Here is a 25194-nt window from a genome sequence, read left to right as displayed (position 1 = left end):
TCTATTTTGCCAACTCAGGGTTAACGTAATGAGGGATCACCGCCAGCAGATCGGTGGCCAGTAATCCCCTTGTTCCTTGTTTTGCAGCAATATGATCCGCCGCTGCGCCGTGCGCTACGCAGCCCGCGCAGGCAGCATCATACAGCGGCAGCTTTTGCGCCAGCAAACTGCCGATGATACCCGACAGCACATCTCCCATGCCACCGGACGCCATGCCCGCATTGCCAACGTCGGCGATCGCCATCTGTCCCTGCTCATCGGCGATCAAGGTGCCTGCGCCTTTCAGCACCACAACCCCGCCGTATTGCGCCACCAACCTGCGGGTTGCAAGTAAGCGATCACTCTCAATATCAGCGGTGCGGCAGCTCAATAATCGCGCGGCTTCACCAGGGTGCGGGGTAATAATACGATTCTGACGCTTCTCGGGGTGTAATGCCAGTAAGTTAAGCGCATCAGCATCCCATAATGTTGGTTTATCACTGGCTTGCAACTGTTGCAACGCCTTGCTACCCCAATCGCCCTGGCCCAGCCCCGGGCCAATCACGACCACATCGGCCCAGTCCAACGCCTGTTGCAGGATATCATCACTCAGGCGTTGCACCATCAACTCAGGCCGGGCGGTCAGCAGCGTCCCAATGTTCTCACTGTGAGTAAGCACTCGCACTAACCCAGCCCCGGCACGCAGTGCGGCTTCCGCTGCCATGCGGATAGCTCCGCCAAAACCGTGATCGCCACCAATCAGCAGTAGACGACCATGCTCCCCTTTATGAGAACAAGGACGGCGAGGCTTCAGCCATCTGGTCAAATCGCCAGCAGTCAGACGCTCGATCTGCGAGGACTGTGTTTCCAGCCAACCCGCCAATCCTAGCGTACTGTAGTGCAGTTGCCCCACCCAATCACGAGCCTGCCCGGTCAGCAACCCTGGCTTGAGCGCAATAAAAGTCAGCGTGTGGGTCGCGCGGATCGAGACACCCGGCACGGACCCGCTTTCAGCCAGCAGGCCAGAAGGAATATCCAGGGCAATCACTGGCGCACTGGCTCGGTTGGCCGCTTCGATCAGTGCATCATAGGGCGCTCTGGGAGCCGCTCCCAACCCGGTACCTAACAAACCATCAATGATGAGATCGACATCCTCTGGCCAACGGTTGGTCGCGGGCAGGACTTCTCCGCCGCTTTCCAACCAGGCTTGCCGAGCAGTGGCGGCCTCCAGCGGTAATGGACGAACGCCTTCGCAGGCAATGAGCGTCACCTTGATGCCCACCGCACGGGCCAGACGAGCAACCACATAACCATCGCCACCGTTATTGCCATGCCCACACAGCACCAGCCAATGCCTGCTGGCCGGATACCGGTCGCACGCCAGCTCATAAGCCGCCGCACCGGCGCGCTGCATTAACGAATACAAGGAGAGGCCAAGCGTTGCGGCAGCAGCAGGTTCTGCCTGGCGGATCCAGTCTGCAGACCAAACAGAGTGTGGTAAACTGGAGCAGTATTGTTTCTCACTATGGCCCGTCATGACACACCCCCTCGATCTCGATCAACTCGCCCAACATATCAAGCAATGGGGGCAATCGCTAGGATTCCAGCAGGTGGGGATCAGCGATACCGATCTCAGCGCGGAAGAACCCAGATTGCAGGCGTGGCTGGATAAGCAATACCACGGCGAGATGGAGTGGATGGCACGCCACGGCATGATGCGCGCACGGCCACATGAATTATTGCCCGGCACGCTGCGGGTTATCAGCGTGCGCATGAACTATCTGCCTGCGAAAGCCGCGTTCGCCAGTACGTTAAAAAACCCGCAACTGGGCTACGTTAGCCGTTATGCGCTAGGACGTGATTATCACAAACTGCTACGCCAGCGGCTAAAAAAACTCGGCGATCAAATCCAGGCTTATTGCGGTGAACTGAATTTCCGGCCCTTTGTGGATTCGGCCCCCATCATGGAGCGAGCCTTGGCCGCAAAAGCCGGCATCGGCTGGGTTGGTAAACACTCACTGATCCTCAACCGCGACGCCGGCTCCTGGTTTTTCCTGGGCGAGTTGTTAATCGATCTGCCCCTGCCGGTGGATAAACCGCAGGAAGAGCAGTGTGGCCGCTGTGTCGCCTGCATCACCACTTGCCCCACCGGTGCAATAGTTGCCCCTTACACCGTTGATGCCCGGCGCTGCATCTCCTACCTGACCATCGAGCTGGAAGGCGCTATTCCAGAAGAATTCCGCCCTCTGATGGGCAATAGAATCTACGGCTGTGACGATTGCCAGCTTATTTGCCCGTGGAACCGCTTCTCGCAGTTGACGGATGAAGATGATTTCAGCCCCCGCGCTGCCCTGCATGCCCCGCAACTGATCGAGCTGTTTGGCTGGAACGAGGAGAAGTTTCTACGTATCACCGAAGGCTCTGCCATCCGGCGTATTGGCCATTTGCGCTGGTTACGCAATATCGCGGTAGCCCTCGGCAACGCCCCTTATTCAGATCAGATCGTTATCAGCTTGCAGACCCGACAAGGTCAGGATCCGATGCTGGACGAGCACATCAGTTGGGCACTGGCTCAGCAGCTTGCACGCCGTGAGGCCCTGGCGGTTGAAGTGCAGACTATGCAGAAAAAACGTTTAATTCGGGCAGTCGAGAAAGGATTACCGAGAGATGCTTAGAAAACCGTTAGACTCTCCCTGTGGATTTGTGCATAAAAATAAAAATGCGTTGTCTTTCAAGCGTCACAAAAAGAGCAAGTGATCGAGATAACGTTTTATAAGAAATAAATATTGATGATTATCAATAAGATATAAATTTCATTTGTGCGACGTTGCAATTTTGCACAGAAGGTATTATGTACAGGAGCTGTGGATAACTCTGTTCACAACCTATTTTCTGAGTATGTATAACTGACAAAAAGTCACACCGGAAGCGGCGTAGGATTGAATCTAAACTGGAGATAAAATTTGGAGCGGGAAACGAGACTCGAACTCGCGACCCCGACCTTGGCAAGGTCGTGCTCTACCAACTGAGCTATTCCCGCATTGATATGCTTGAAGCATCCGGCCAACAATGAACAGCATGGCCTTTGAAATTTTTGGAGCGGGAAACGAGACTCGAACTCGCGACCCCGACCTTGGCAAGGTCGTGCTCTACCAACTGAGCTATTCCCGCGTCGCATGGGTGTTACTTTAACTACTTTTTCTTCATCATGCTACATCAGCAGCATTTTTGAAGTTGGAGCGGGAAACGAGACTCGAACTCGCGACCCCGACCTTGGCAAGGTCGTGCTCTACCAACTGAGCTATTCCCGCCCGGCGTAACGATGGTGAATGGAATGAAATTCTTCATCGGTACGGGGTGCGCATTATACGAGAAATCCTTTTCGCCGCAAGCCCCTGAAAGCAAAAAAACGCGAATTTTGTCTGATTGCTGCTTTAAGCACCTAAATGGTGAATTTTCGTGCCGCAGAGACCCCAACCCCCTGTTTTGCGGGCAACCAAGGTCAGAATTTGCTCCCTGATAACGGTGAGTGGTCAACATCGCCAATCACAACGACTTACGTTTGGAGAAATAATGGGCAGGGGAATCGCCAAAACACCGTCTGAACATAGCAATAAAGTTGCTGGGGGTCGCATACCCCAGGGCATCAGCAACACTACTCACAGCCATACCATTAGCCAACATTTCCAACGCATGAGACAGCCTGGCCTGTTGACGCCATTGTGCAAAGCTGTTGCCAGTCTCGGCCATAAACAAACGCGACAGGCTGCTAGGCGAAAGCCCTCCCCAAGTCGCCCAGGCTTGCAAGGTCCTGGTATCATCAGGCTCGGCAAGGATCGCATTGGTGATCCGCAATAAGCGCCGGTCGGTAGGCATTCTCAAATGCAGCGGCTGATGAGGCGAACGCCGGATTTCATCCAACAAAACCGCAATCATGCGCTCCTGTTCAACCTGCAAAGCCTCTTCAAACGACCAGGACACCGCACGGCGTACTAACGCATTCATCAACTCACTGATGCCAATCACACAGGGTTGATCGGGCAAGTCTTTGCTCGCATCAGGCGTAATCAGCACCGTCCAGCCGCTCATGACGCCGCTGATGCTGACTTTGTGCGGCTCATGTGAGGGGATCCAGCCGGCACGATTCGGTGGTAATAGCCAGGAGCCCTGCCTGGTGCGTACATGCAACAAACCGTTCTCCACGCAGAACAACTGCCCCCGCAAATGCTGATGCCAATCGTATTCGCGCGTCCCTAGACGAAACTCAAGACCTGGATCGTCTTCCCCCCACATAGCGATCAGCGAAGGGCCATCGGCACGTTCACTGAGGTCGGATGGATGATTGGCAAGCGCCGCTACCGTCATGATTGTTTCTCATTATTTTTAGCATAAATAACGTTATCCAACTTTTCGCCAGTTGTCCATTATTCATACTTCCTCCACTCTTTGACCAACCAGAGGCTCCTGATGAACGACGTTAAGACCGCTCCCCCCACCCCCGCGAAAAGTAAACGCCCTTGGCTACTGTATTTACTGGGGGCAGCATGTCTGCTTGCCGCTATCCTCTGGGGGGGATGGTATGGTGTGTACGGTCGCTGGTATGCCAGCACCGATAACGCCTATGTTCAGGGCGATGTCGTACAGATCACGCCACAGTTTCATGGCACCGTGGTATCCATCAATGCCGATGATGGCAAATTGGTGTTCGCTGGCGATACGCTGGTTATGCTTGATCCTGGTGACAGCCAACTGGCACTGGACAATGCCGAGGCCCATCTGGCCAACGTGGTGCGTAAAGTACGTGGTTTGTATAGTGCGGTCAGCGGTGCCAAGGCCGAGATCGCTGTCCGCCAAGCCACGCGGGACAAAGCTCGCGCCGATTACCAACGGCGCCGTGCACTCACCCTTTCTGGCGCTATCTCCAAAGAGGAATTAGCCCACGCCAACAACGCTTTTCTGGAGGCACAGAGCGCGCTGGACGCTATCGAGCAACAGTATCAACAAAATCTCTCATTAGTTGATAATACCAGCCTGGCTTCACACCCCGAAGTGCTGGCAGCGATAGCGGCATTGCGTGTCGCGTTCCTCAATCGCTCACGTACCACCATCGTCGCCCCTGTCACGGGGTATGTCGCCAAACGTAAGGTGCAATTGGGCCAGCGAGTACAGCCAGGCGAAGCGCTGATGGCCGTCGTGCCGCTGGATAAAGTCTGGATCGAGGCTAATTTCACCGAAGCTCAATTGCGTGATATTCGCATTGATCAACCGGTAGAGATCTATGCCGATGTCTATGGCAAAACCGTACGCTATAACGGCCAGGTACTGAGTCTGGGTATTGGAACCGGTGCCGCCTTCGCGCTGCTGCCAGCACAAAATGCCACGGGGAATTGGATCAAGATCGTTCAGCGTGTACCGGTACGGATCTCCCTAACTCAGCCCGAGCAGCTCGTTAGCCATCCGCTACGTATTGGATTGTCCATGCGGGCCAATGTGGATCTGCATGATCGTAACGGTGCGTTATTAGCCCAACGATCGCCAGAACCCTTGTTGGCTACCGATGTCTACCGCGATCAACTGAGCCAGTCAGACGCCTTGATCGAACAGATCCTCAAGGCTAATCGGGGGGACTTATGAGTTCTACCTTCCCCGCCCAGGATTTCCGTCCCCCCAGCGTCAACTGGACCACCGTAGGTCTGGCTCTGGCGGTATTTATGTACGTGCTCGATGGCACTATCGCCAATGTGTCCTTACCGACGATCGCCGGTAATCTGGGAGCCAGTAGCAGCCAAAGCGCCTGGGTGATCACCAGTTTTGCCGCCAGCAACGCGATTGCCTTGCCACTCACGGGTTTTCTGGTGCGTCGCATTGGCCAGTTGCGGCTATTTCTCTGGTCAATGGGGCTGTTCACTGCGGCTTCGTTGCTGTGCGGCATGGCATTCAACATGGAGATGCTAATTCTGTGTCGTGTGCTGCAGGGAGCCGTGGCGGGGCCACTCATCCCGACGACCCAAGCGTTGATGTTGTCGATCTACCCGCCAGAAAAGCGAGGTTATGCACTGTCCATGATCGCCATGGTCACCGTGGTCGCTCCGGTTGCTGGCCCCTTGCTCGGCGGGTGGATCACCGATACTTATTCATGGCGCTGGACCTTCCTGATCAATATTCCGGTCGGCATTTTTGCCTGCACCCTGGTTGCCAGCCAAATGCATGGCCGCCCCGAGAGTACCGCACATGCCAAGGTGGATCGAGTTGGGCTAGTCGCGTTGATCCTAGGGGTTGGCGCACTCCAGATCTTGTTGGATAAAGGCAATGAAGAGGATTGGTTCAACTCTACCCAGATCATCGTGCTGGCTATCGTCGCCGTGGTCAGCCTGCTGTTTTTTGTTATCTGGGAACTGACCGACCCACAGCCTATCGTCAATCTGCAGCTATTTCGTCATCGCAATTTCCGGGTGGGCACGCTTGCGCTGATCGGTGCCTATTCCGCTTTTTACGCCACCAATGTCATCATGCCGCTTTGGCTACAGCGCTCATTGGGCTACACCCCCATCTGGGCTGGGTTGGCTGTCGCTCCCATGGGGATCTTGCCGCTGCTGCTGATGCCCTTTATGGGCAAATATGCACCACGTTTCAACATGCGCTGGCTGGTGTGTGGGGCTTTCTTACTGCTGGCCACGGCCTGTTACCTGCGCTCAGGCTTTGTCATTGATATTGATTTCCAGCATATCGCGCTGATCCAACTGTTACAGGGGTTGGGGCTGGCTCTGTTTATCATGCCGATCAACGCCATCTTGCTCTCCGACCTCAAGCCGGACGAGATTGCAGCAGGCTCAGGGCTTGCCACCTTTATGCGAACATTAGGTGCCAGCCTGGCGGTATCCGTTACGACCTTGATGTGGGATCGGCGTACGATTTCCCATCACGCCCAATTAGGTGAATCCCTGACCGTCTACGATCAAGGTACCCGGCAGGCGGTCGCCATTTTAGGGCAGGGCCAGGCGCAGCCAGGATATGAACGGTTAAATAACCTGGTCGGCGAACAAGCCACACAGATCGCCTTCAATGATATTTCTTATGCGCTGTCAGGCGTGTTTCTGCTAGCCATTGTGCTGGTTTGGTTTGCCAAACCGCCCTTCGTCCCTAAAGCCAAACCCTAGCCATTGATTTATCCCCGCAATATAAAAGGGGGCGTGGATTGACCCTCCGCCCCCTTTTATGAACTTCATTCCGACTATAGCTGGATAAAATGCTCGCGGTAATACGCCAGTTCCGCAACGGATTCGCGGATGTCATCCAACGCCTGATGAGTGCCCTGCTTCTTGAAGCCTGGCAGGATCTCCGGTTTCCAGCGGCGCGCCAGCTCTTTCAACGTGCTGACATCCAGATAACGATAATGGAAGTAGGCTTCCAGCAGCGGCATATAGCGGAACAGGAAACGGCGATCCTGGCCAACGCTGTTGCCACAGATAGGTGATTTACCCGCTGGCACCCACGCTTGCAGGAAAGCGATAGTGGCCAGTTCGGCGGCACGATCGTCATGCTGGCTGGCTTTAACGCGCTCCACCAGCCCGCTGCCGGTATGCGTGCGCACATTCCAGTCATCCATCAGCGCCAGTTGCTCATCTGATTGATGCACCGCGATCACCGGTCCTTCGGCAAGGATATTCAAATTGGCATCGGTCACCAACGTCGCGATCTCGATAATGCGATCGCGTTCAGGGTCCAACCCGGTCATCTCCAGATCGATCCAAATCAGGTTGTTTTCGTTTCCTGTCATGATTTTTCCTGCGTAAAAGCCGAAAGATAAACAAACCACGGGCAAGCCCGCAGCCAATGCCAGCCGGTGTGGCGGCCAAGAACGGTTATTTAATATAAAATAGCGTGTATCATAGCCCTTTTGCTCGCCCCGAGCGATAAATGCCGATTCAAGTGAGGCTCAGTGAGTAAGAACAAACTGTCCAAAGGTCAAGAACGCCGCGTACAGGCCAACCATCAGCGTCGCCTCAAGCGCACTGACAATAAGCCGGAGCTGGATGATTCCCAATTGGGCGAACCGCAAGACGGGATCGTCATCAGCCGCTTTGGCATGCATGCCGACGTGGAAGCCGCAGACGGCGTCCAGCATCGCTGCAACATTCGCCGCACCCTGCGTTCGCTGGTTACCGGCGATCGCGTGGTCTGGCGCCCTGGCGTAGGCACTCATGCGGGGGTCAAAGGCATCGTAGAAGCGGTGCATGAACGAACCTCGGTGCTGAATCGCCCTGATTTCTACGACGGCGTTAAACCCATCGCCGCCAATATCGATCAGATCGTCATCGTTTCGGCCATTCTGCCCGAACTTTCACTCAATATGATCGATCGCTACCTGGTCGCCTGCGAAACGCTGGAAGTCGAACCGCTGATCGTGCTCAACAAGATCGACCTGCTGGACGCCGAAGCGCGTAAGGTGGTCGACGGAATGATGGCGATTTATCGTCATATTGGCTACCGCGTACTGGAAGTGTCCAGCCAGACCCGCGAAGGGATGGAAGCCTTTGAACAGGCGCTGGTCGACCGCATCAGCATCTTTGCCGGGCAGTCCGGCGTGGGTAAATCCAGCCTGTTGAACGCCCTGCTGCCGCAGACAGAAAAGCAAATTCTGGTAAATCAGGTTTCCGACGTCTCCGGCCTGGGGCAACATACCACCACGGCGGCGCGGTTGTATCACTTCCAACATGGCGGTGATGTTATCGACTCCCCCGGCGTACGTGAATTCGGTCTGTGGCACCTGGAGCCAGAGCAGGTCACTCAGGCCTATGTCGAATTCCGCGACTATTTGGGCGGTTGTAAATTCCGCGACTGCCGCCACGACACCGATCCGGGTTGCGCCATACGCGCCGCGATGGAAAGTGGCGCGATAGCCAAAGAGCGTTTCGACAACTATCACCGCATCCTGGAAAGTATGGCGCAGGTTAAAACCCGCAAAAACTTCCCGGACGCAGATAACTGATCCACAGTGCGGGGATAGCGCTAATCGCCACCCCCGCCCTTGATATCCCCTTTTAAGAGGTTAATGTGCTGGATAGCATCAAGATTAAATTACAGTATTGGCTGCCAAAGCTGGCGTTGACCCGCCTGGCGGGCTGGGGCGCAGATAAAAAGGCCGGTTGGCTGACGACGCTGGTGGTAAAAGCGTTTGCCCGCTATTACCGCGTTCAGATGCAGGAAGCACAGAACCCGGATTTAGCTTCCTATGCCACATTTAACGATTTCTTCGTTCGTCCATTACGCGATGGCGCACGCCCGATCGTAGCAGAGCCTCACGTACTGGCACTGCCGGCAGATGGTGCCATCAGCCAGCTCGGTGCGATCCGTGACGATCAGATTTTCCAGGCCAAAGGCCATAACTACACGCTGGAAGCTCTGTTGGCCGGCAACTATCTGCTGGCGGAACCTTTCCGTAATGGCCTGTTCGCCACCACCTATCTGGCCCCAAGCGACTATCACCGTGTCCATATGCCTTGTGACGGCGTACTGCGCGAAATGATCTACGTGCCGGGCGATCTGTTCTCGGTCAACCCGCTGACCGCCGCCAACGTGCCGAATCTGTTTGCGCGCAATGAGCGTGTGATCTGCGTATTCGATACCGCCTTTGGGCCGATGGTGCAGATCCTGGTCGGCGCGACTATTGTGGGCAGCATCGAAACCGTCTGGGCCGGTACCGTCACGCCCCCCCGCGAAGGCATCATCCGCCGCTGGACCTATCCAGCCGAAGGCACGGAAGGCGCAATCCAACTAGTTAAAGGTGAAGAGATGGGCCGCTTCAAACTCGGTTCCACGGTCATCAACCTGTTCACCCCTGGCAGCGTGCAGTTCGCTCCACACCTGAACAACGGCACCGTGACCCGGATGGGCCAGGCTTTTGCAGAAACCGCGGCCACGCCAGACGCCACCTTCGAAGGGAATTGATGCTGTGCGCCTGATTATCGCTTTATTGCTCAGCCTGCTACTGATCCAGCCGGTTCTCGCCGCCGCGATCCCCAACGAATCCCAGTTACGGCAAGAACTGAAGCTGGCCGAAGGCAATAAAAACGCGCCTAATCAGGCGGAAACGGTTGAGGCGCTGCAAAGTGCCATCAACTGGCTCACCGAACGCAAGGAGTCGCAGAACAATTCCCAGCAGTATCAGAGGGTGATCGACGATTTCCCGAAGATGACGCAGGAACTGCGCCGCCAGCTCACCATTGAAGAAGCCAAAATCCTGCCCAACGGCGAGAACCTGCCCGCCAGCGATCTGGAACAGTTAATTCTGCAAACCAGCAGCCAACTGCTGGAACAGGCCCGCCTGCTGCAACAGGAACAGGACCGGACACGCGAGATCAGCGACTCTCTCAGCCAGCTGCCACTGCAACAAACCGAAGCTCGCCGCGCGTTAACGGAAGTACAGCGCCGCCTGCAAGCCCAGGGCAATAACCAGACCACGCCATTGGCACTGGCGCTGCTTGCCCTGTTACAGGCAGAGGCAGCGGCACGTAAAGCGAAAGTGGATGAGCTGGATCTGGCTCAACTCTCGGCCAATAACCGCCAGGAACTGGCGCGGATGCGTGCCGATGTCTACAAAACGCGGCATGAAAAAATTGATATTCAGCTACAGGCATTGCGTAACAACCTCAATAGCCAACGCCAGCGTGAAGCGGAACGGGCGCTGGAAAAAACCGAGCAATTGGCCGAACAGAATGGCGATTTACCCGCCAGCCTGCGCAAGCAGCTGCAAATCAACCGTGAACTTTCCGCCGCGCTGAACGATCAGGCGCAGCAGATGGATCTGATCTCTTCCCAACAGCGCCAGGCCGCCGCACAAACGTTGCAGGTACGCCAGGCGTTGAGCACCATCATTGAGCAGTCCCAATGGTTGAGCGCCTCTACCGCGCTGGGTGAAACCCTGCGCGCCCAGGTCGCTACGCTACCAGAAATGCCAAAACCCCGGCAGTTGGACAACGCCATGGCCGACCTGCGGGTACAGCGCCTGCGCTTTGAAAGCCAACTGGAAAGCCTGCCACAGCGAGCCAAAGAGTTTAAACAAGACGACGGAACGCCCCTGACCAGCGCCCAGCAGCGTATCGTCGATGCCCAGCTACGCACCCAGCGTGAGCTGTTGAATTCGCTGCTTTCCGGCTGTGATACCCAGATCCTGGAGCTGACCAAGCTGAAGGTGGCCAACACCCAGTTGGTCGATGCGCTGAACGAAATTCAGGATGCAGCGCACCGTTACCTGTTCTGGGTGCCAGACGTCAGCCCCATCACCCTGTCGTATCCGCTCAATGTGGCACAGGATCTGACCCGTTTACTGTCATTGGACACCCTGACGCAACTCAGCGGCGCCTTCGTGATGATGGTCACCAGCCGGGAAACCTTGATCCCGCTGTTTGGTGCGGTGCTGTTGGTAATTTTCAGCATCAGTTCGCGCAAGCATTACCATGCGTTCCTGGCGCGGGCCAGCAGTAGAGTAGGCAAGGTCACGCAAGATGAATTCCTGCTGACGCTGCGTACCGTATTTTGGTCGATCCTGGTAGCCTTGCCGCTACCGGTATTGTGGGCAGCGCTGGGCTTTGGCTTGCAGAATGCCTGGCCGTACCCGGTAGCCATCGCGATCGGAGAGGGCGTCACCGCCACGCTGCCAGTGCTGTGGATCTGTATGATCAGCGCCGCCTTCGCCCATCCGCAAGGGTTGTTCATCGTGCATTTCCGCTGGCCAGTGAAGCAGGTTTCCCGCGCCATGCGTTACTACCAGATGTCGATCTGGCTGATCGTGCCGTTGATTATGGCGCTGATCACTTTCGACAATCTCAACGATCGCGAATTTGCCAATACACTTGGCCGCCTGTGCTTCATTCTGCTCTGCCTGGCGCTGGCGCTGGTCACCAACAGTTTGAAGCGGGCCGGTATTCCACTGTATCTGGATAACAAAGGCTCCGGCGAAAACATGATCAACACCGCGTTGTGGGGGTTGTTGCTTTCCGCACCGCTGATTGCTGCGCTGGCTTCCACCGTCGGCTATCTGACCACCGCACAGAAGCTGCTGGCCCGCCTGGAGACCTCGGTTGCCATCTGGTTCCTGCTGTTGGTGATTTATCACATTATCCGCCGCTGGATGCTGATCCAACGCCGCCGCCTCGCCTTTGACCGTGCCAAACAGCGCCGTGCCGATATCCTGGCGCAACGCGCCAAAGGCGAAGAAGAACCCTCGCATACCCCGAACAGCATCGAAGGTGCGATTGAGGTGGATGAGGCGGAAATCGATCTGGATGCCATCAGCGCCCAGTCGCTGAGGTTGGTGCGCTCGATCCTGACGATGGTGGCACTGGTCTCGTTGATCGTCCTGTGGTCCGAGATCCACTCGGCCTTCGGCTTCCTGGAAAATATCAAGCTCTGGGATGTCAACTCCACGGTGAATGGCATCGATATCGCCCAGCCGATCACCTTGGGGGCGCTGCTGATCGCCATCCTGGTGCTGATCGTCACCATGCAACTAGTGCGTAACCTGCCAGCATTGCTGGAGTTGGCGGTGTTGCAGCACCTGGATCTGACGCCCGGCACTGGCTACGCCATTACCACCATCACCAAGTATCTGTTATTGCTGTTCGGGGCGATCCTCAGTTTTTCCTGGATCGGTATCGAGTGGTCGAAACTGCAATGGGTGGTCACCGCGCTCAGCGTGGGCTTGGGCTTTGGCATGCAGGAGATCTTCTCCAACTTTATTTCTGGCCTGATCATTCTGTTTGAAAAACCGATCCGCATCGGCGATACGGTGACCATCCGTAACCTGACGGGCACGGTTACCAAGATCAATACCCGTGCCACTACCATTTCAGACTGGGACCGCAAAGAGATTATCGTGCCCAACAAGGCCTTCATCACCGAGCAGTTTATCAACTGGTCGCTGTCGGACACGCTGACCCGTGTGGTGCTGACCGTACCGGCACCGGCAGAGGCAAATACGGAAGAGGTGACCAAGATCCTGATCAACTCGGCTGAACGTTGCTCACTAGTGCTGGACAACCCAACACCGGAAGCCTATCTGGTCGATCTGCAACAGGGTATTCAGATCTTCGAACTGCGCATCTACGCCGCCGAAATGGGCCACCGTATGCCATTGCGCCACGAAATCCACCAGTTGATCCTGGCGGGTTACCGTGAACACGGCATCACGCTGCCATACCCACCGTTCCAGGTTCGCACCGAGACGCTGTCGCGCATGACCAGTAATGGCCGCACGCCGCCTTCAACTCCAGCCCGCAACACGCGCCGCGAGTCAGGCGGGCTATAAAAGCAAAAAGGGTTCGGCTTGCCGAACCCTTTATCATTGATGCGAAAACGTTATGCCCGGCTGACCGGAAAGGCGATCACTTCGCTCAGGCTTTCGGCTCCCAATGCCAGCATCACCAAACGATCGACCCCCAGTGCCACGCCAGCACACTCCGGCATGCCATGCTTCAAGGCATCCAGCAGGTTGTTATCAATCGGGTGCTCTGGCAAGCCACGCGCCACGCGTTTACGATTATCCTGGGTAAAGCGCTGGCGTTGCTCATCGCCGTCGGTCAACTCACGGAACCCATTCGCCAGCTCAAGGCCTTTGAAATAGACCTCAAACCGCTCTGCGACACGGTGATCTTCGGTGCTGATCTCTGCCAGCGAGGCCTGTGAGGCCGGGAAGTGGTAAACGAATGCCGGTTTATCGCGGCCGATATGAGGTTCGACGCCCACGGTAAACAGCAGTTGCAGCAAGGTATCGCGGTCTTCTTCCGTGTCGGCAATGTTGCTCAGATCGAGCTTGGCCGCAGCCTCACGCAGTTGCGCCTTCTCCGCCGACAGCGGGTCGAGATCCAGATGGCGCAGGAACGCCTGCTGGTAGGACAGGGTTTCGGCACTGTCGCAATCCAGTACCTGTTGCAGCAGATCGTCCACCTCATTCATCAGGCGGTACATATCATAATGCGGACGATACCATTCCAGCATGGTGAATTCAGGGTTGTGATGCCGCCCCGCTTCTTCATTACGGAAGCTACGCCCCAGTTGATAGATCGGGCCGCTCCCTGCCGCCAGCAGGCGCTTCATGTGGTATTCCGGGCTGGTCATCATGTACAGCGTCAGGCCATCTGCCGCGCCCGGGCCGACGAAACGCGTCTGGAACGGGACCAGGTGGATGTCGGTGACTGTCGCCTGGCTCATCGCCGGGGTCTCAACCTCCAATACGCCACGATCGGCAAAGAAACGCCGGATCTCAGCCAGTATCGCTGCGCGCTTCAACAAATTGGCGATGGGTGCACTTGGCTGCCAGCTTGCCGTTTCGCTCATGGTAATTACTCCGAAATCAAACAGGGGGTGCAGTCTACTCGCATCCTCTCATGCAAACAAATTCTTGGCGATTGTGTGCGCTGGTCTACATTAAAATCATAAAAAACATATCAGCCATATAAATCACCGACAATTGCGCTAATCAAAGACAAAGGCGAGGCAACACCTTATTTTTGCAGGAATGCCTCTTGCGTAACGGTTAAAAGACAAAACAATCGATCACATCAAATTTCTACTACTTAACTTTAGGTATAGTGATAACCCTATATTCGGTAGCAGTTATCTATCCTTAATGTTTAGTTTAAAAAGTCACTGAATTTAGCTTAGCACCCGAAGCACCTTTATAAATATTAAGCATAGATTAATTAAATTGTGTTTTAACGAGAACATTGGAGGAGTGCAGTGCAAACCTTTAACGCCGACCTAGCCATCATTGGTGCCGGGGGAGCTGGTTTACGGGCCGCTATAGCCGCCGCCGAAGCCAATCCCCAACTGAAAATCGCGCTGATATCTAAAGTCTATCCGATGCGTAGCCACACGGTAGCCGCCGAAGGGGGTTCCGCCGCCGTCACTCAGGATCACGACAGTTACGACTATCACTTCCAGGACACCGTAGCCGGTGGCGACTGGCTGTGTGAGCAGGACGTGGTCGATCACTTTGTTCACAGCTGCCCACGTGAAATGGCCCAGTTGGAGCAATGGGGTTGCCCGTGGAGCCGTAAGCCAGACGGTTCGATCAACGTGCGCCGCTTTGGTGGCATGAAGATTGAACGTACCTGGTTTGCTGCCGATAAAACCGGCTTCCACATGCTGCATACCCTGTTCCAGACTTCGTTGAAATACCCGCAAATCCAACGTTTCGATGAGCACTTCGTGCTGGACGTGCTGGTGGATGATGGCCAGGCGCGCGGCGTGGTTGCCATGAACATGATGGAAGGCACCCGCGTGCAGATCCGTGCCAACGCGGTCATCATGGCCACCGGCGGTGCAGGCCGTGTTTATCGCTATAACACCAACGGCGGCATCGTCACCGGCGACGGTATGGGGATGGCGTTCCACCACGGCGTGCCACTGCGCGACATGGAGTTCGTGCAATATCACCCAACCGGCCTGCCAGGCTCAGGCATCCTGATGACCGAAGGCTGCCGCGGTGAAGGCGGTATTCTGGTTAACAAAGACGGCTACCGCTACCTGCAAGACTACGGTATGGGTCCGGAAACCCCGCTTGGCGAGCCAAAGAACAAATATATGGAGCTGGGCCCGCGTGACAAAGTGTCGCAGGCTTTCTGGCATGAATGGCGCGCTGGTCGCACCATCGCCACACCGCGCGGCGACGTGGTTTATCTGGATCTGCGCCACCTGGGCGAGAAGAAACTGCTGGAGCGCCTGCCGTTCATCTGTGAGCTGTCGAAAGCCTACGTGGGTGTCGATCCGGTCAAGGATCCGATCCCGGTACGCCCAACCGCGCACTACACCATGGGCGGTATCGAAACCGATCAGAACTGTGAAACCCGTATCAAAGGCCTGTTCGCCGTCGGCGAATGTTCTTCGGTTGGCCTGCACGGCGCGAACCGCCTGGGCTCCAACTCACTGGCTGAGCTGGTGGTGTTTGGGCGTGTGGCCGGTGAACACGCAGCCCGCCGCGCGCAGGAAAGTGGCCCGGCCAACGGCAGCGCTTTGGAAGCACAAGGCCGCGACGTGGAAACCCGCCTCAGCAACCTGATGAAGCAGGAAGGCAGCGAGAACTGGTCGAAAATCCGCGATGAAATGGGTCTGTCGATGGAAGAAGGTTGCGGTATCTACCGTACGCCGGAGCTGATGCAAAAAACCATCGATAAGCTGGCGGAGCTGAAAGAGCGCTTCAAGCGCGTCAAAATCACCGACAATTCCAGCGTGTTCAACACCGATCTGCTGTACACCATCGAGCTGGGCTATGGCCTGGACGTTGCCGAATGTATGGCGCACTCGGCCTTCAACCGTAAAGAATCGCGCGGCGCACACCAGCGTCTCGACGAAGGTTGTACCGAGCGTGACGACGTGAACTTCCTGAAACATACGCTGGCGTTCCATAACCCGAACGGTGCACCACGCCTGGAGTACAGCGACGTGAAAATTACCAAACTGCCACCGGCCAAGCGTGTTTATGGCGCCGCAGCCGAAGCGCAGGACAAAGAGAGAAAGGATAAGGAGCAGGCGAATGGCTGAGCTGAAAACCCTGAAAATCGAGGTCATGCGCTATAACCCGGAACGCGACGCCGAGCCGCATTTCGAAACCTTCAGCGTGCCTTACGATGAGCAGACTTCGCTGCTGGACGCACTGGGTTATATCAAAGATAACCTGGCGCCAGACCTGTCCTACCGCTGGTCGTGCCGTATGGCCATCTGTGGCTCTTGCGGCATGATGGTCAACCGCGTACCCAAGCTGGCCTGTAAAACCTTCCTGCGTGAATATACCGATGGCATGAAGGTTGAGGCGTTGGGCAACTTCCCGATCGAGCGCGATCTGGTGGTGGATATGACCCACTTTATCGAGAGCCTGGAAGCGATTAAGCCTTACATCATCGGCAACGATCGCAAACCGGAAGATGGCCCGAACGTGCAGACCCCGGCGCAAATGGCGAAGTATCACCAGTTCTCCGGCTGCATCAACTGTGGCCTGTGCTATGCCGCTTGCCCACAGTTCGGCCTGAATCAGGAGTTTATCGGCCCGGCGGCGATTACCCTGGCGCACCGTTATAACCTGGATAACCGTGACCACGGCAAGAAACAGCGTATGCCGCTGCTTAACGGCCAGAACGGTGTCTGGTCCTGTACGTTTGTTGGCTACTGCTCTGAAGTCTGCCCAAAACACGTCGACCCAGCCGCTGCGATCCAGCAGGGCAAGGTAGAGAGTGCCAAAGACTTCATGATCGCAATGCTGAAACCGCAATAAGGGAGGGAGACAGCAATGACAACACAACGTAAGCCCTATGTGCGCACCATGACGCCAACCTGGTGGCAAAAGCTGGGTTTCTACCGTTTCTACATGCTGCGCGAAGGCACTTCGGTACTGGCGGTGTGGTTCAGCATCGTGCTGATCTACGGCGTCTTTGCCCTGAAGGGCGGCCCTGAAAACTGGGCCGGGTTTGTCGGCTTCCTGCAAAACCCGCTAGTGCTGCTGATTAACATCATCGCCCTGCTGGCCGCCGCGCTGCATACTAAAACCTGGTTCGATTTGGCACCGAAAGCCGCCAATATCGTCATCAACAGCGAGAAAATGGGGCCGGAGCCGATCGTTAAGGCGCTGTGGGCAGTGACGATCGTCGTCACCGTGATCATTCTCGCCGTAGCGTTACTGTAATCCGGAGGAAATATGATAAATCAATCACCTAAGCGCTCTGACGAGCCGGTTTTCTGGGGATTATTTGGCGCCGGCGGTATGTGGGGAGCGATCGTTGCCCCAGCTATCGTGCTGCTGATCGGCATCCTGCTGCCACTCGGCCTGTTCCCCGGCGAAGCTTTAGGCTATGAGCGCGTATTGGCGTTTTGCCAAAGCTGGATCGGTCGCCTGTTCCTGCTGCTGATGATCATTTTGCCCTTGTGGTGCGGGCTACACCGTATCCACCATGCCATGCACGATCTGAAAATCCACGTGCCTGCAGGCAAATGGGTGTTCTACGGCCTGGCAGCCATCCTGAGCGTCGTTACCCTGATCGGGGTCGTCACGCTGTAAGACCTCTGGCGGCCAACTCCCGTTGGCCGCCTATTCCGCGATCCCTACTCTGTCGACTACACTGTTTACCTGTAACTGAAGAACAGGAGTCACCCATGCGTTTTTGGTCAAAGCTTTGCGTCATATTATCCGCCCTCATTTCCGTTGCCTGTAGCGTGACACCCCCGAAGGACGTCAAGGTCATAGATAACTTCGATAGCAAACGCTATCTGGGCACCTGGTACGAAATCGCGCGTCTGGATCACCGCTTTGAACGAGGCCTGGAGCTGGTGACGGCCAATTACAGCCCGCGCACAGACGGCGGTCTGAAGGTGATTAACCGGGGTTTCGATAGCAAAAAACAGCAGTGGCAGGAGAGCGAAGGCAAGGCGTACTTTATCGGTTCACCGCAGACGGCCTCGCTGAAAGTCTCATTCTTCGGTCCTTTCTATGGTGGCTATAACGTCATCGAACTCGATCCTGAGTACCGCTATGCGCTGGTTTGTGGCCCAAACCGCGACTATCTGTGGATATTGTCGCGCACGCCGACCTTGGAAGCCGCCACGCGCGACAGACTAGTGCAGATTGCCAAAGGCTACGGCTTTGATACCGAAGCGTTAATCTGGGTCAATCAGCTGCCCACTCATTGACTGCTGAATTTTAGCCCCAGGATCCCGGCCACGATCAGACACAGGCTGAGAATACGCATGATGTTGGTCGACTCACCAAGCAGCACCATGCCCATTACCGCCGCGCCCACTGCCCCAATCCCGGTCCACACGGCGTAAGCCGTGCCCGCAGGCAACGTTTTCATGGCGTGCGCCAGCAACACCATGCTCACCACCATCGCAGCAACGGTAATCAAACTGGGGGTCAAACGGGTAAAACCGTGGGTATATTTCAGGCCAATAGCCCAGACGACCTCTAACAGGCCGGCAAAAAGTAAGATGATCCATGCCATGAAACTGGTTCCCGAACGGGTGGGGTCGTCCCCAGACAACAGAAGCGCAGGCGGGTCGTCCCACTTGGCTGATTGAAGGCGTTGATTATAGCCAACGGCAGTGGCAACAAACAAGACGATTAAATGGCATTCCACGGAAGGGAAAATTAAGCGTTGCCGTGGAATACCGTTGAACCCAAAGGAAATTACTCTGCGCTACGCTGGATTGCCTTGCCGCCAGCCTCAACATCTTTGCCCACGCCAGCGGTGGTATTGCAGCCCACCAGCGATGACAGGATCAACAAAGAGAAAATGGCGATAATACTTTTCTTCAGCATAAGATTACCCTTATTCGTTATTAGTGAAAAAGTATGGCTCTCTAAGCGTAGTAAAAATCAGGGGGGTTGCAGGAATAAACGGATTTTTCCGTATTATCCGATTAATGGCGCTAATTGATTTCAGCCAGCACTGCGGGAAATTGCGCCGCCAAGGTGCTGAACGTCTTCACCAAAACCACGGAAGGTATTACAGCCGCTGAGAGACATCAGCAACAACAGAGAGACCACGGCCAACAGCGTTTTCTTCATCATGCGGATCTGCCAACGTGTGACGGGAAGGGATAACACAGAGGAACCACCGGGGTTCCTCTGTGTTGAAACTTATTTAACGCGGGAGACGTATTCGCCAGAGCGGGTGTCAACCTTGATCACTTCGCCAATCTGCACGAACAGTGGCACTTTAACCACTGCGCCAGTGCTCAGGGTAGCTGGCTTGCCGCCGGTACCCGCAGTGTCGCCTTTCAGGCCTGGATCGGTATCAGTGATTTCTGCTTCGATAAAGTTCGGTGGCAGCACAGCGATAGGACGGCCATCCCACAGGGTGACGATACATTCCGCATTGTCCTGCAGCCATTTAGCCACGTCAGAAACGGTTTTCTCTTCAACCTGGTGCTGTTCAAAAGTCTCAGGGTGCATGAAGTGGTAGAACTCACCGTCGTTGTACAGGTAGTTCATGTTGGTATCTACCACGTCCGCGCCTTCGCAGGAGTCGGTAGACTTAAAGGTTTTCTCAACGCGGGTACCGGTCAGCAGGCGACGCATTTTTACACGCGCAAAAGCCTGGCCTTTGCCGGGTTTGACGAACTCGCTGGATTCGACAGCGTAAGGTTCGCCTTCGAACATGATTTTAAGACCCGGACGGAAATCGTTGCTAGAATAAGTCGCCATGATGGCCCTCTGAAAATTTAAACTGGTAGCTTAGCCAAAAAAATGGCACACATTATAACCCAAAACACGGCGCATAGAGAAGATTGGTTGCATCAACTCGCCGATGTTATTACCGACCCCGATGAATTACTGCAGCTTCTGTCACTAAATACGCACCCGGAACTGCCACAGGGGCGCGATGCACGCCGCCTGTTTGCGCTACGCGTGCCGCGAGCCTTTGCCGCGCGTATGCAACCTGGGGATGCCAATGACCCGCTGCTGCGCCAGGTTCTCACCTCCAGCGCAGAATTCATCGATGCCCCAGGCTTCACGACCGATCCGCTGGATGAACAGCGCAGCGTGGTGCCGGGGTTGCTGCACAAGTATCGCAACCGTGCCCTGCTGTTGGTAAAAGGCGGCTGTGCGGTTAACTGCCGCTACTGTTTCCGCCGTCATTTCCCCTATCAGGAGAACCAGGGCAACAAGGCAAACTGGCTTCAAGCGTTGGAGTATATCCGTCAACACCCGGAACTGGATGAAATTATTTTCTCCGGGGGCGATCCGCTGATGGCCAAAGACCATGAGCTGGATTGGCTGATCGGGGAACTGGAAGCCATCCCACACCTCAAACGCCTGCGTATTCATACCCGCTTGCCAGTGGTGATCCCCGCCCGCATCACCGCCACGCTGTGCCAACGCTTCTCGGCATCGCGCCTGCAGGTGCTGATGGTCACCCATATAAATCATGCCAACGAGATTGACCCACCGCTGCGCGCCAGTATGGCACAGTTGCGTAACGCCGGAGTGACGCTACTGAACCAGAGCGTGCTGCTACGGGGGATCAATGATAACGCGGATACGCTGGCAACGCTGAGTAACGCCCTGTTTGATGCGGGGATCCTGCCCTATTACCTCCACGTGTTGGACAAGGTGCAGGGCGCGGCCCACTTTATGGTCAGCGACGACGAGGCTCGAGCGATCGTGAAAAGTTTGCTGAGCAAGGTTTCCGGCTATCTGGTACCCCGCCTGACCCGTGAAGTCGGCGGCGAACCCAGCAAAACGCCGTTGGATCTGCGCCTCACGCAAAGCTGAGTGGTCTGCATGAATGCAAAAAGAGGAATGCCTTGGCATTCCTCTTTTGTTTTATGTGGGTGCTTATACCAGCGTTACGGGCACTTATACACCTGGCCGATCATTTTGCTGTCCAGCGGTGCAAAACTTGAAAGCAGGTTCTGGCTTGGGCTAGTCGCACCGTAAATCACGTTGCCGCCCATTGCCGCTGCCTTGTTACGCAGATCGTTGGCCGCGCCGCGCATGGAGCTGCCCTCACCACCACTCCCCGACAGCCAGTTGCTCTGAGTGCCGGTCACTTCGCCTACCAACTGGCATTCTGCGGCAGGCTTGGTGTCGGTAAATTTGACCTGTTGACCTGCGGCGGTCAGTTCATTGGTGCTGCTGCACCCTGCCAGCAGCAGCGCTGCCGATAGACCCAGTAAGGCTTTAATCCGCATCTTGTTCCCCATATGATGTTGAGAATTACGCAAAAGCTTATCAGAAAGCGTTGCCATCTCTTAAGCATCCGTTGCCACCGGCCACGGGTGCCTGGTCAACGTCTTGAGCGACAGCTGATGAACTATCAGTTTACACGCTTAATAGATACGGTCTGCAAAAATATCATCAAATTCAGCGCTCCTAGGTTCATCACCTGCATAAAGCGCCAGAAGCCGTCACTTTTCCGATAAAAAACCCGATCAAAGCCTCAGAATGTCAGAAATCTTCGCCGGTATTAAGGGAGCAGATTCTGAAGGTTATCGCGATTTTTACATTTGGAAACATAAAGCACACGGTCAATTGAGCAAAACAAAAAACGCTAGTGAGCCTCTCAACCATACTTTAATTTCTCTTTACCCTTTAGGCGTAGGTAGTCATGGTTGATTCAACTGGTTTTGGCGAGAATGAACATCATTTTTCCCGTGAGGGCTTGATAGGTATTTTCAACAAGAATGTGTCTGCCTATCCAGATCACCCCGCAATTATCACGTCTCAAAACGTCATTACTTATCATGAACTCGCTCAACAAGCACAGGCTTTAGCTGGGTATCTTCAGCAAAAAGGGGTTCGAGAAGAAATGCCTGTGGGCATACTGATGGAACCAGGTATTGAGCAGATAATCTGCCAACTGGCGATAATGGGTGCCGGTGGAAGTTGTGTCCCACTGGACCCGGCGATGCCGGATGACAGAATCAATTTTATGCTCGAAGATGTCCACGCCCCCCTTACTATCTCCAACGAAGCCTATCGGTGTCGTGCGCTTTACTCACCCGTTATTGTTCTTGAACCGGCACTTTTACAGCCTTCTGACAGTACAGGTTCAGTCGCCAGCGCTACGGGGAACACACACCGTAGCCATATACTTTTTACTTCCGGAACAACGGGTCGCCCTAAAGCCGTTGAAATTGAAGCAAAGGGGATTATCCGTATGACGGCCAATCCGCACTTTATTCAGTTACGGCAGACCGACAGAATCAGTAGCAGTTCTAATCCGACATTTGATGCATCCCTGTTTGAGATATGGGCAGCCCTGCTAAATGGAGCCACCCTGGTCATTCTTGCTAAAAAGACGATTGTTGACCCCTATGAGCTGGAAGAAGCGATCGAGCATTTTTCGATTGATGTCATGTTTTTGACTACGGCTCTGTTCCATCTTGTGGCCAGCATCCGTCCTCACGCTTTTCATGCCTTGCGCTATTTAGTGGTCGGCGGCGAAGCTCTGAACCCTTTTTTCCTGCGTCAGGTGTTGGACGCAGGAGGGCCACAACGTTTTATTAATGCTTATGGTCCGACTGAGGGCACGACATTGACGTTGACACATGTGCTCAGCCATCTGGATGTTATGGCGGACAATATCCCGCTTGGCAAACCTATCGATCAGACACAAGCATTTATTCTCGATGACAAATTTCAACGAGTTCCGGCTGGCAAAATGGGCCGGATTTACATTAGCGGAGAAGGATTGGCGCGGGGTTACTGGCAGCGGCCGGAATTAAACCGTGAGCGTTTCATCACGCTCGACGTTTTTAATGATAATCAGCCAATACGTTTGTACGATACCGGGGATTCTGGTTGGCAACGGGATGATGGTGCTTTCATGTTTGCTGGCCGAACGGATAATCAGATTAAAATACGTGGTCATCGGATCGAGACCGAAGAGATTGAAGCGCAACTACTGGAAAGTCAGTTACTGCATGCCGCAGCGGTTTGTGTGATCAGAAAGTATAATACAGAGCCATACCTGGTCGCTTTTGTGGTACCGAACCAGCCCGGCGATAACGTTCTGGCAGAGGTGAAAGCCTGGTTGGCAAAAAAATTACCCGAATATATGCGCCCCCGCTTGTCATTGGCCGAAAGTCTGCCATTCACGTTTAACGGAAAAATTGATCGGGCAAAGCTCCTCGCTGATTTCGCCAGATCCTCCATTCAACCACTTTCATCTCCACTCATCGTAGGAGATGTTGATCCTGAAATGATGGTTCTAGAGACCTGGCGACGAGTGCTTGACGATCCGACTGTCACCATAGACGATGATTTCTTTCAGTCTGGAGGTAGTTCCCTTCAGGCCGCCAGACTGATTGTGGAGATCGGGCGGCAAACAGGTCAGCGTCTCTCGGTCCAGAATCTGTATGATGCGCCGACGCCGCAAAGCCTGATTAAGTTACTTGAACGCAGCGATCAGAAGCAGGAAGATATTACGGCAGCGCTGCTTAATGATGGCAAGCTGCCCGATGACATCTGGCCATTGCCTTCATCATCGCCGGCAGAAATCGCGGTTGCCCCACAGGCAGGAAATGTCTTACTGACCGGTGCGACAGGTTTTCTTGGCGCCTTTTTATTGCGCGATCTGTTAATGAAACCTGATGTTCGCCGTGTCATTTGTTTGGTTCGTGCAAGTGATAATCAACATGCTTTGCTGCGGGTGCAGACCAACCTGCGGCAGTATGGTTTGTGGCAGGACGATTTTTATCCTCGTCTAGAAGCCTTTGCCAGCGATTTGGCAAAACCCTTGCTGGCACTTGACGGGCCGCTGTACGAAAAGATGGCGAGAGAATGTGACATCATTTTCCATCTGGCTGCACATGTTAATTACATCCAGCCCTATTCCGCCCACTATTCGGGGAATATTACCGCCACCGAAAATATTTTGCGTTTTGCCGTCAGTGAGAAAGCCAAGCCTCTTCATTATGTTTCCACCATTGCCATCTTTGGCCCAGCAGGATTACTGTCGCCTCGTACGCGTGTTTATGAAAATGACGATATTCTTCCTTATCTGGCAGGGCTGAAATATGACTCGGGCTACTCACAAAGCCAGTGGGTCGTGGAACGAATTATATGGCAGGCCAGAGACAGGGGGATCCCACTGGCTGTCTATCGCCCCGGCTTTATTATGGGGGACAGCGCTAGCGGGGCAGGTAATCCTAAAGATTTCATTGCGCGTTTGATCAAAGGGTGCATTCAAGTTGGAGCTTATCCGCAGTTACCCAATCAGCGTAAAGAATTTATTCCCGTCGATTATGTCAGCCGGGCCTTGCTTAATCTCGCTTTGGGTGAAAATAATTTAGGCAAGGCCTTTCATCTGGTGCCACCTGACAGCACCCAGTCCACCGATCTCGATTCATTTTTTGAGCTGATAAACCTCAATGGTTTTAACCTGCAACCGGTCAGTTATCCGGAGTGGATTACTCGCCTGGAAAATGATGAAAATCTTGCCAGTAATCCGCTAATGCCGCTCGTGCCCATGTTGTCTGAGGCCGTATATGGGGAGCTCACGCGCTGGCAAGTGTATGAAAACATGCCAACTTATGACGCACAAAATGCGCAGGACGGGCAAATGAAAAGCCAGCACCCACTCTCTTTTTCAGTTATGGAGGCTAGCCTGTTGGGGCGCTACCTTGACTACTGGCGACGTACAGGTTACCTGACGTAATGGGGACGCTCTATGTCCCTGTCTCATTAGGGACATGCAGGTGTTAATGGATGTTTATTCAATG

The 25194-nt window shown here is 54.8% G+C and carries 22 protein-coding genes and 3 tRNA genes; 13 read left to right on the top strand and 12 right to left on the bottom strand.

What is annotated here, in order from left to right; genetic code table 11:
* Nucleotide 1 precedes the first annotated feature (1 nt).
* Entirely contained in the window at nucleotides 2-1516 is a 1515-nt protein-coding gene (nnr, locus tag ABIE29_RS00300; RefSeq protein WP_429616210.1) for a bifunctional ADP-dependent NAD(P)H-hydrate dehydratase/NAD(P)H-hydrate epimerase, read from the bottom strand.
* Here nnr and queG point away from each other — a divergent pair.
* The gene (queG, locus tag ABIE29_RS00295; RefSeq protein WP_429616209.1) at nucleotides 1515-2654 is read left to right on the top strand and encodes a tRNA epoxyqueuosine(34) reductase QueG; all 1140 of its coding nucleotides are present in this window, start codon (nucleotides 1515-1517) and stop codon (nucleotides 2652-2654) included. The genes nnr and queG overlap by 2 nt on opposite strands.
* A gap of 289 nt (nucleotides 2655-2943) precedes the next feature.
* On the opposite strand, the gene ABIE29_RS00290 is transcribed toward queG, so the two are convergent.
* The 4 genes from ABIE29_RS00290 to ABIE29_RS00275 all read right to left on the bottom strand — a co-directional run bounded on the left by ABIE29_RS00290 (nucleotide 2944) and on the right by ABIE29_RS00275 (nucleotide 4344).
* Nucleotides 2944-3019 (bottom strand) — tRNA-Gly (locus ABIE29_RS00290).
* 55 nt (nucleotides 3020-3074) lie between these two features.
* Nucleotides 3075-3150: transfer RNA gene (locus tag ABIE29_RS00285), tRNA-Gly, on the bottom strand.
* 64 nt (nucleotides 3151-3214) lie between these two features.
* Nucleotides 3215-3290: transfer RNA gene (locus ABIE29_RS00280), tRNA-Gly, on the bottom strand.
* Between the two features lie 235 nt (nucleotides 3291-3525).
* Nucleotides 3526-4344 carry an AraC family transcriptional regulator gene (locus tag ABIE29_RS00275; protein ID WP_429616208.1) on the bottom strand — a complete coding sequence of 273 codons (819 nt, stop codon included), beginning with the start codon at nucleotides 4342-4344 and terminating at the stop codon, nucleotides 3526-3528.
* Between the two features lie 102 nt (nucleotides 4345-4446).
* Here ABIE29_RS00275 and ABIE29_RS00270 point away from each other — a divergent pair, with 102 nt between their 5' ends.
* Both ABIE29_RS00270 and ABIE29_RS00265 read left to right on the top strand, forming a co-directional pair.
* On the top strand, nucleotides 4447-5613 hold the full coding sequence (locus tag ABIE29_RS00270; protein WP_429616207.1) for an efflux RND transporter periplasmic adaptor subunit: 1167 nt from the start codon (nucleotides 4447-4449) through the stop codon (nucleotides 5611-5613).
* Complete coding sequence (locus ABIE29_RS00265) at nucleotides 5610-7136, top strand: DHA2 family efflux MFS transporter permease subunit (protein ID WP_429616206.1); 1527 nt, start codon at nucleotides 5610-5612, stop codon at nucleotides 7134-7136. Before ABIE29_RS00270 ends, ABIE29_RS00265 begins: the two co-directional genes overlap by 4 nt.
* 74 nt (nucleotides 7137-7210) lie before the next feature.
* On the opposite strand, the gene orn is transcribed toward ABIE29_RS00265, so the two are convergent.
* A complete protein-coding gene (gene orn, locus ABIE29_RS00260) occupies nucleotides 7211-7756 on the bottom strand; it encodes an oligoribonuclease (protein WP_024530195.1) in 546 nt (181 codons plus the stop codon).
* A 162-nt stretch (nucleotides 7757-7918) separates the two neighbouring features.
* Here orn and rsgA point away from each other — a divergent pair, with 162 nt between their 5' ends.
* From rsgA to mscM, 3 genes are all read left to right on the top strand, one after another.
* Entirely contained in the window at nucleotides 7919-8968 is a 1050-nt protein-coding gene (gene rsgA, locus ABIE29_RS00255) for a small ribosomal subunit biogenesis GTPase RsgA (protein WP_429616205.1), read from the top strand.
* Between the two features lie 65 nt (nucleotides 8969-9033).
* Nucleotides 9034-9927, top strand: a complete 894-nt coding sequence (asd, locus tag ABIE29_RS00250) for an archaetidylserine decarboxylase (protein WP_429616204.1) — start codon at nucleotides 9034-9036, stop codon at nucleotides 9925-9927.
* A gap of 4 nt (nucleotides 9928-9931) precedes the next feature.
* Nucleotides 9932-13285 carry a miniconductance mechanosensitive channel MscM gene (gene mscM, locus ABIE29_RS00245; RefSeq protein WP_429616203.1) on the top strand — a complete coding sequence of 1118 codons (3354 nt, stop codon included), beginning with the start codon at nucleotides 9932-9934 and terminating at the stop codon, nucleotides 13283-13285.
* A gap of 50 nt (nucleotides 13286-13335) precedes the next feature.
* On the opposite strand, the gene epmA is transcribed toward mscM, so the two are convergent.
* A complete protein-coding gene (epmA, locus tag ABIE29_RS00240; RefSeq protein WP_021807574.1) occupies nucleotides 13336-14313 on the bottom strand; it encodes an elongation factor P--(R)-beta-lysine ligase in 978 nt (325 codons plus the stop codon).
* A gap of 402 nt (nucleotides 14314-14715) precedes the next feature.
* Between epmA and frdA the strand changes: the two genes are divergently transcribed.
* The 5 genes from frdA (at nucleotide 14716) to blc (ending at nucleotide 18654) form a co-directional block, all read left to right on the top strand.
* Nucleotides 14716-16518: a fumarate reductase (quinol) flavoprotein subunit gene (gene frdA / locus ABIE29_RS00235; RefSeq protein WP_429616202.1), complete on the top strand. Its 1803-nt coding sequence runs from the start codon at nucleotides 14716-14718 to the stop codon at nucleotides 16516-16518.
* A complete protein-coding gene (locus tag ABIE29_RS00230) occupies nucleotides 16511-17245 on the top strand; it encodes a succinate dehydrogenase/fumarate reductase iron-sulfur subunit (protein WP_024484774.1) in 735 nt (244 codons plus the stop codon). The genes frdA and ABIE29_RS00230 overlap by 8 nt, the downstream gene beginning before the upstream one ends.
* Before the next feature lie 15 nt (nucleotides 17246-17260).
* Nucleotides 17261-17653: a fumarate reductase subunit FrdC gene (gene frdC / locus ABIE29_RS00225; protein ID WP_429616201.1), complete on the top strand. Its 393-nt coding sequence runs from the start codon at nucleotides 17261-17263 to the stop codon at nucleotides 17651-17653.
* A 12-nt stretch (nucleotides 17654-17665) separates the two neighbouring features.
* The gene (gene frdD, locus ABIE29_RS00220) at nucleotides 17666-18025 is read left to right on the top strand and encodes a fumarate reductase subunit FrdD (RefSeq protein ID WP_248946905.1); all 360 of its coding nucleotides are present in this window, start codon (nucleotides 17666-17668) and stop codon (nucleotides 18023-18025) included.
* A gap of 95 nt (nucleotides 18026-18120) precedes the next feature.
* On the top strand, nucleotides 18121-18654 hold the full coding sequence (gene blc, locus ABIE29_RS00215) for an outer membrane lipoprotein Blc (protein ID WP_429616200.1): 534 nt from the start codon (nucleotides 18121-18123) through the stop codon (nucleotides 18652-18654).
* Here blc and sugE read toward each other — a convergent pair.
* The 4 genes from sugE to efp all read right to left on the bottom strand — a co-directional run bounded on the left by sugE (nucleotide 18648) and on the right by efp (nucleotide 20170).
* On the bottom strand, nucleotides 18648-18965 hold the full coding sequence (gene sugE / locus ABIE29_RS00210; protein WP_021182101.1) for a quaternary ammonium compound efflux SMR transporter SugE: 318 nt from the start codon (nucleotides 18963-18965) through the stop codon (nucleotides 18648-18650). The two genes, blc and sugE, sit on opposite strands and share 7 nt — an antisense overlap.
* A 185-nt stretch (nucleotides 18966-19150) precedes the next feature.
* Nucleotides 19151-19282 carry an entericidin A/B family lipoprotein gene (locus ABIE29_RS00205; RefSeq protein ID WP_248946903.1) on the bottom strand — a complete coding sequence of 44 codons (132 nt, stop codon included), beginning with the start codon at nucleotides 19280-19282 and terminating at the stop codon, nucleotides 19151-19153.
* Between the two features lie 120 nt (nucleotides 19283-19402).
* A complete protein-coding gene (locus tag ABIE29_RS00200) occupies nucleotides 19403-19534 on the bottom strand; it encodes an entericidin A/B family lipoprotein (RefSeq protein ID WP_021182099.1) in 132 nt (43 codons plus the stop codon).
* Between the two features lie 69 nt (nucleotides 19535-19603).
* On the bottom strand, nucleotides 19604-20170 hold the full coding sequence (gene efp, locus ABIE29_RS00195; protein ID WP_024484772.1) for an elongation factor P: 567 nt from the start codon (nucleotides 20168-20170) through the stop codon (nucleotides 19604-19606).
* 42 nt (nucleotides 20171-20212) lie between these two features.
* Between efp and epmB the strand changes: the two genes are divergently transcribed.
* A complete protein-coding gene (epmB, locus tag ABIE29_RS00190) occupies nucleotides 20213-21241 on the top strand; it encodes an EF-P beta-lysylation protein EpmB (RefSeq protein WP_429616199.1) in 1029 nt (342 codons plus the stop codon).
* Between the two features lie 74 nt (nucleotides 21242-21315).
* On the opposite strand, the gene ABIE29_RS00185 is transcribed toward epmB, so the two are convergent.
* Entirely contained in the window at nucleotides 21316-21660 is a 345-nt protein-coding gene (locus ABIE29_RS00185) for a DUF4156 domain-containing protein (RefSeq protein WP_024484770.1), read from the bottom strand.
* A gap of 416 nt (nucleotides 21661-22076) precedes the next feature.
* Between ABIE29_RS00185 and ABIE29_RS00180 the strand changes: the two genes are divergently transcribed.
* Nucleotides 22077-25130 (top strand): amino acid adenylation domain-containing protein, encoded by a 3054-nt coding sequence (locus ABIE29_RS00180; protein ID WP_429616198.1) that lies wholly within the window; start codon nucleotides 22077-22079, stop codon nucleotides 25128-25130.
* Nucleotides 25131-25194: the final 64 nt, after the last annotated feature.

It is taken from the genome of Serratia sp. 2723 (assembly GCF_050434425.1).
Classification (GTDB): Bacteria; Pseudomonadota; Gammaproteobacteria; order Enterobacterales; family Enterobacteriaceae; genus Chania.
This window is presented reverse-complemented; position numbering and strand designations above follow the sequence as displayed.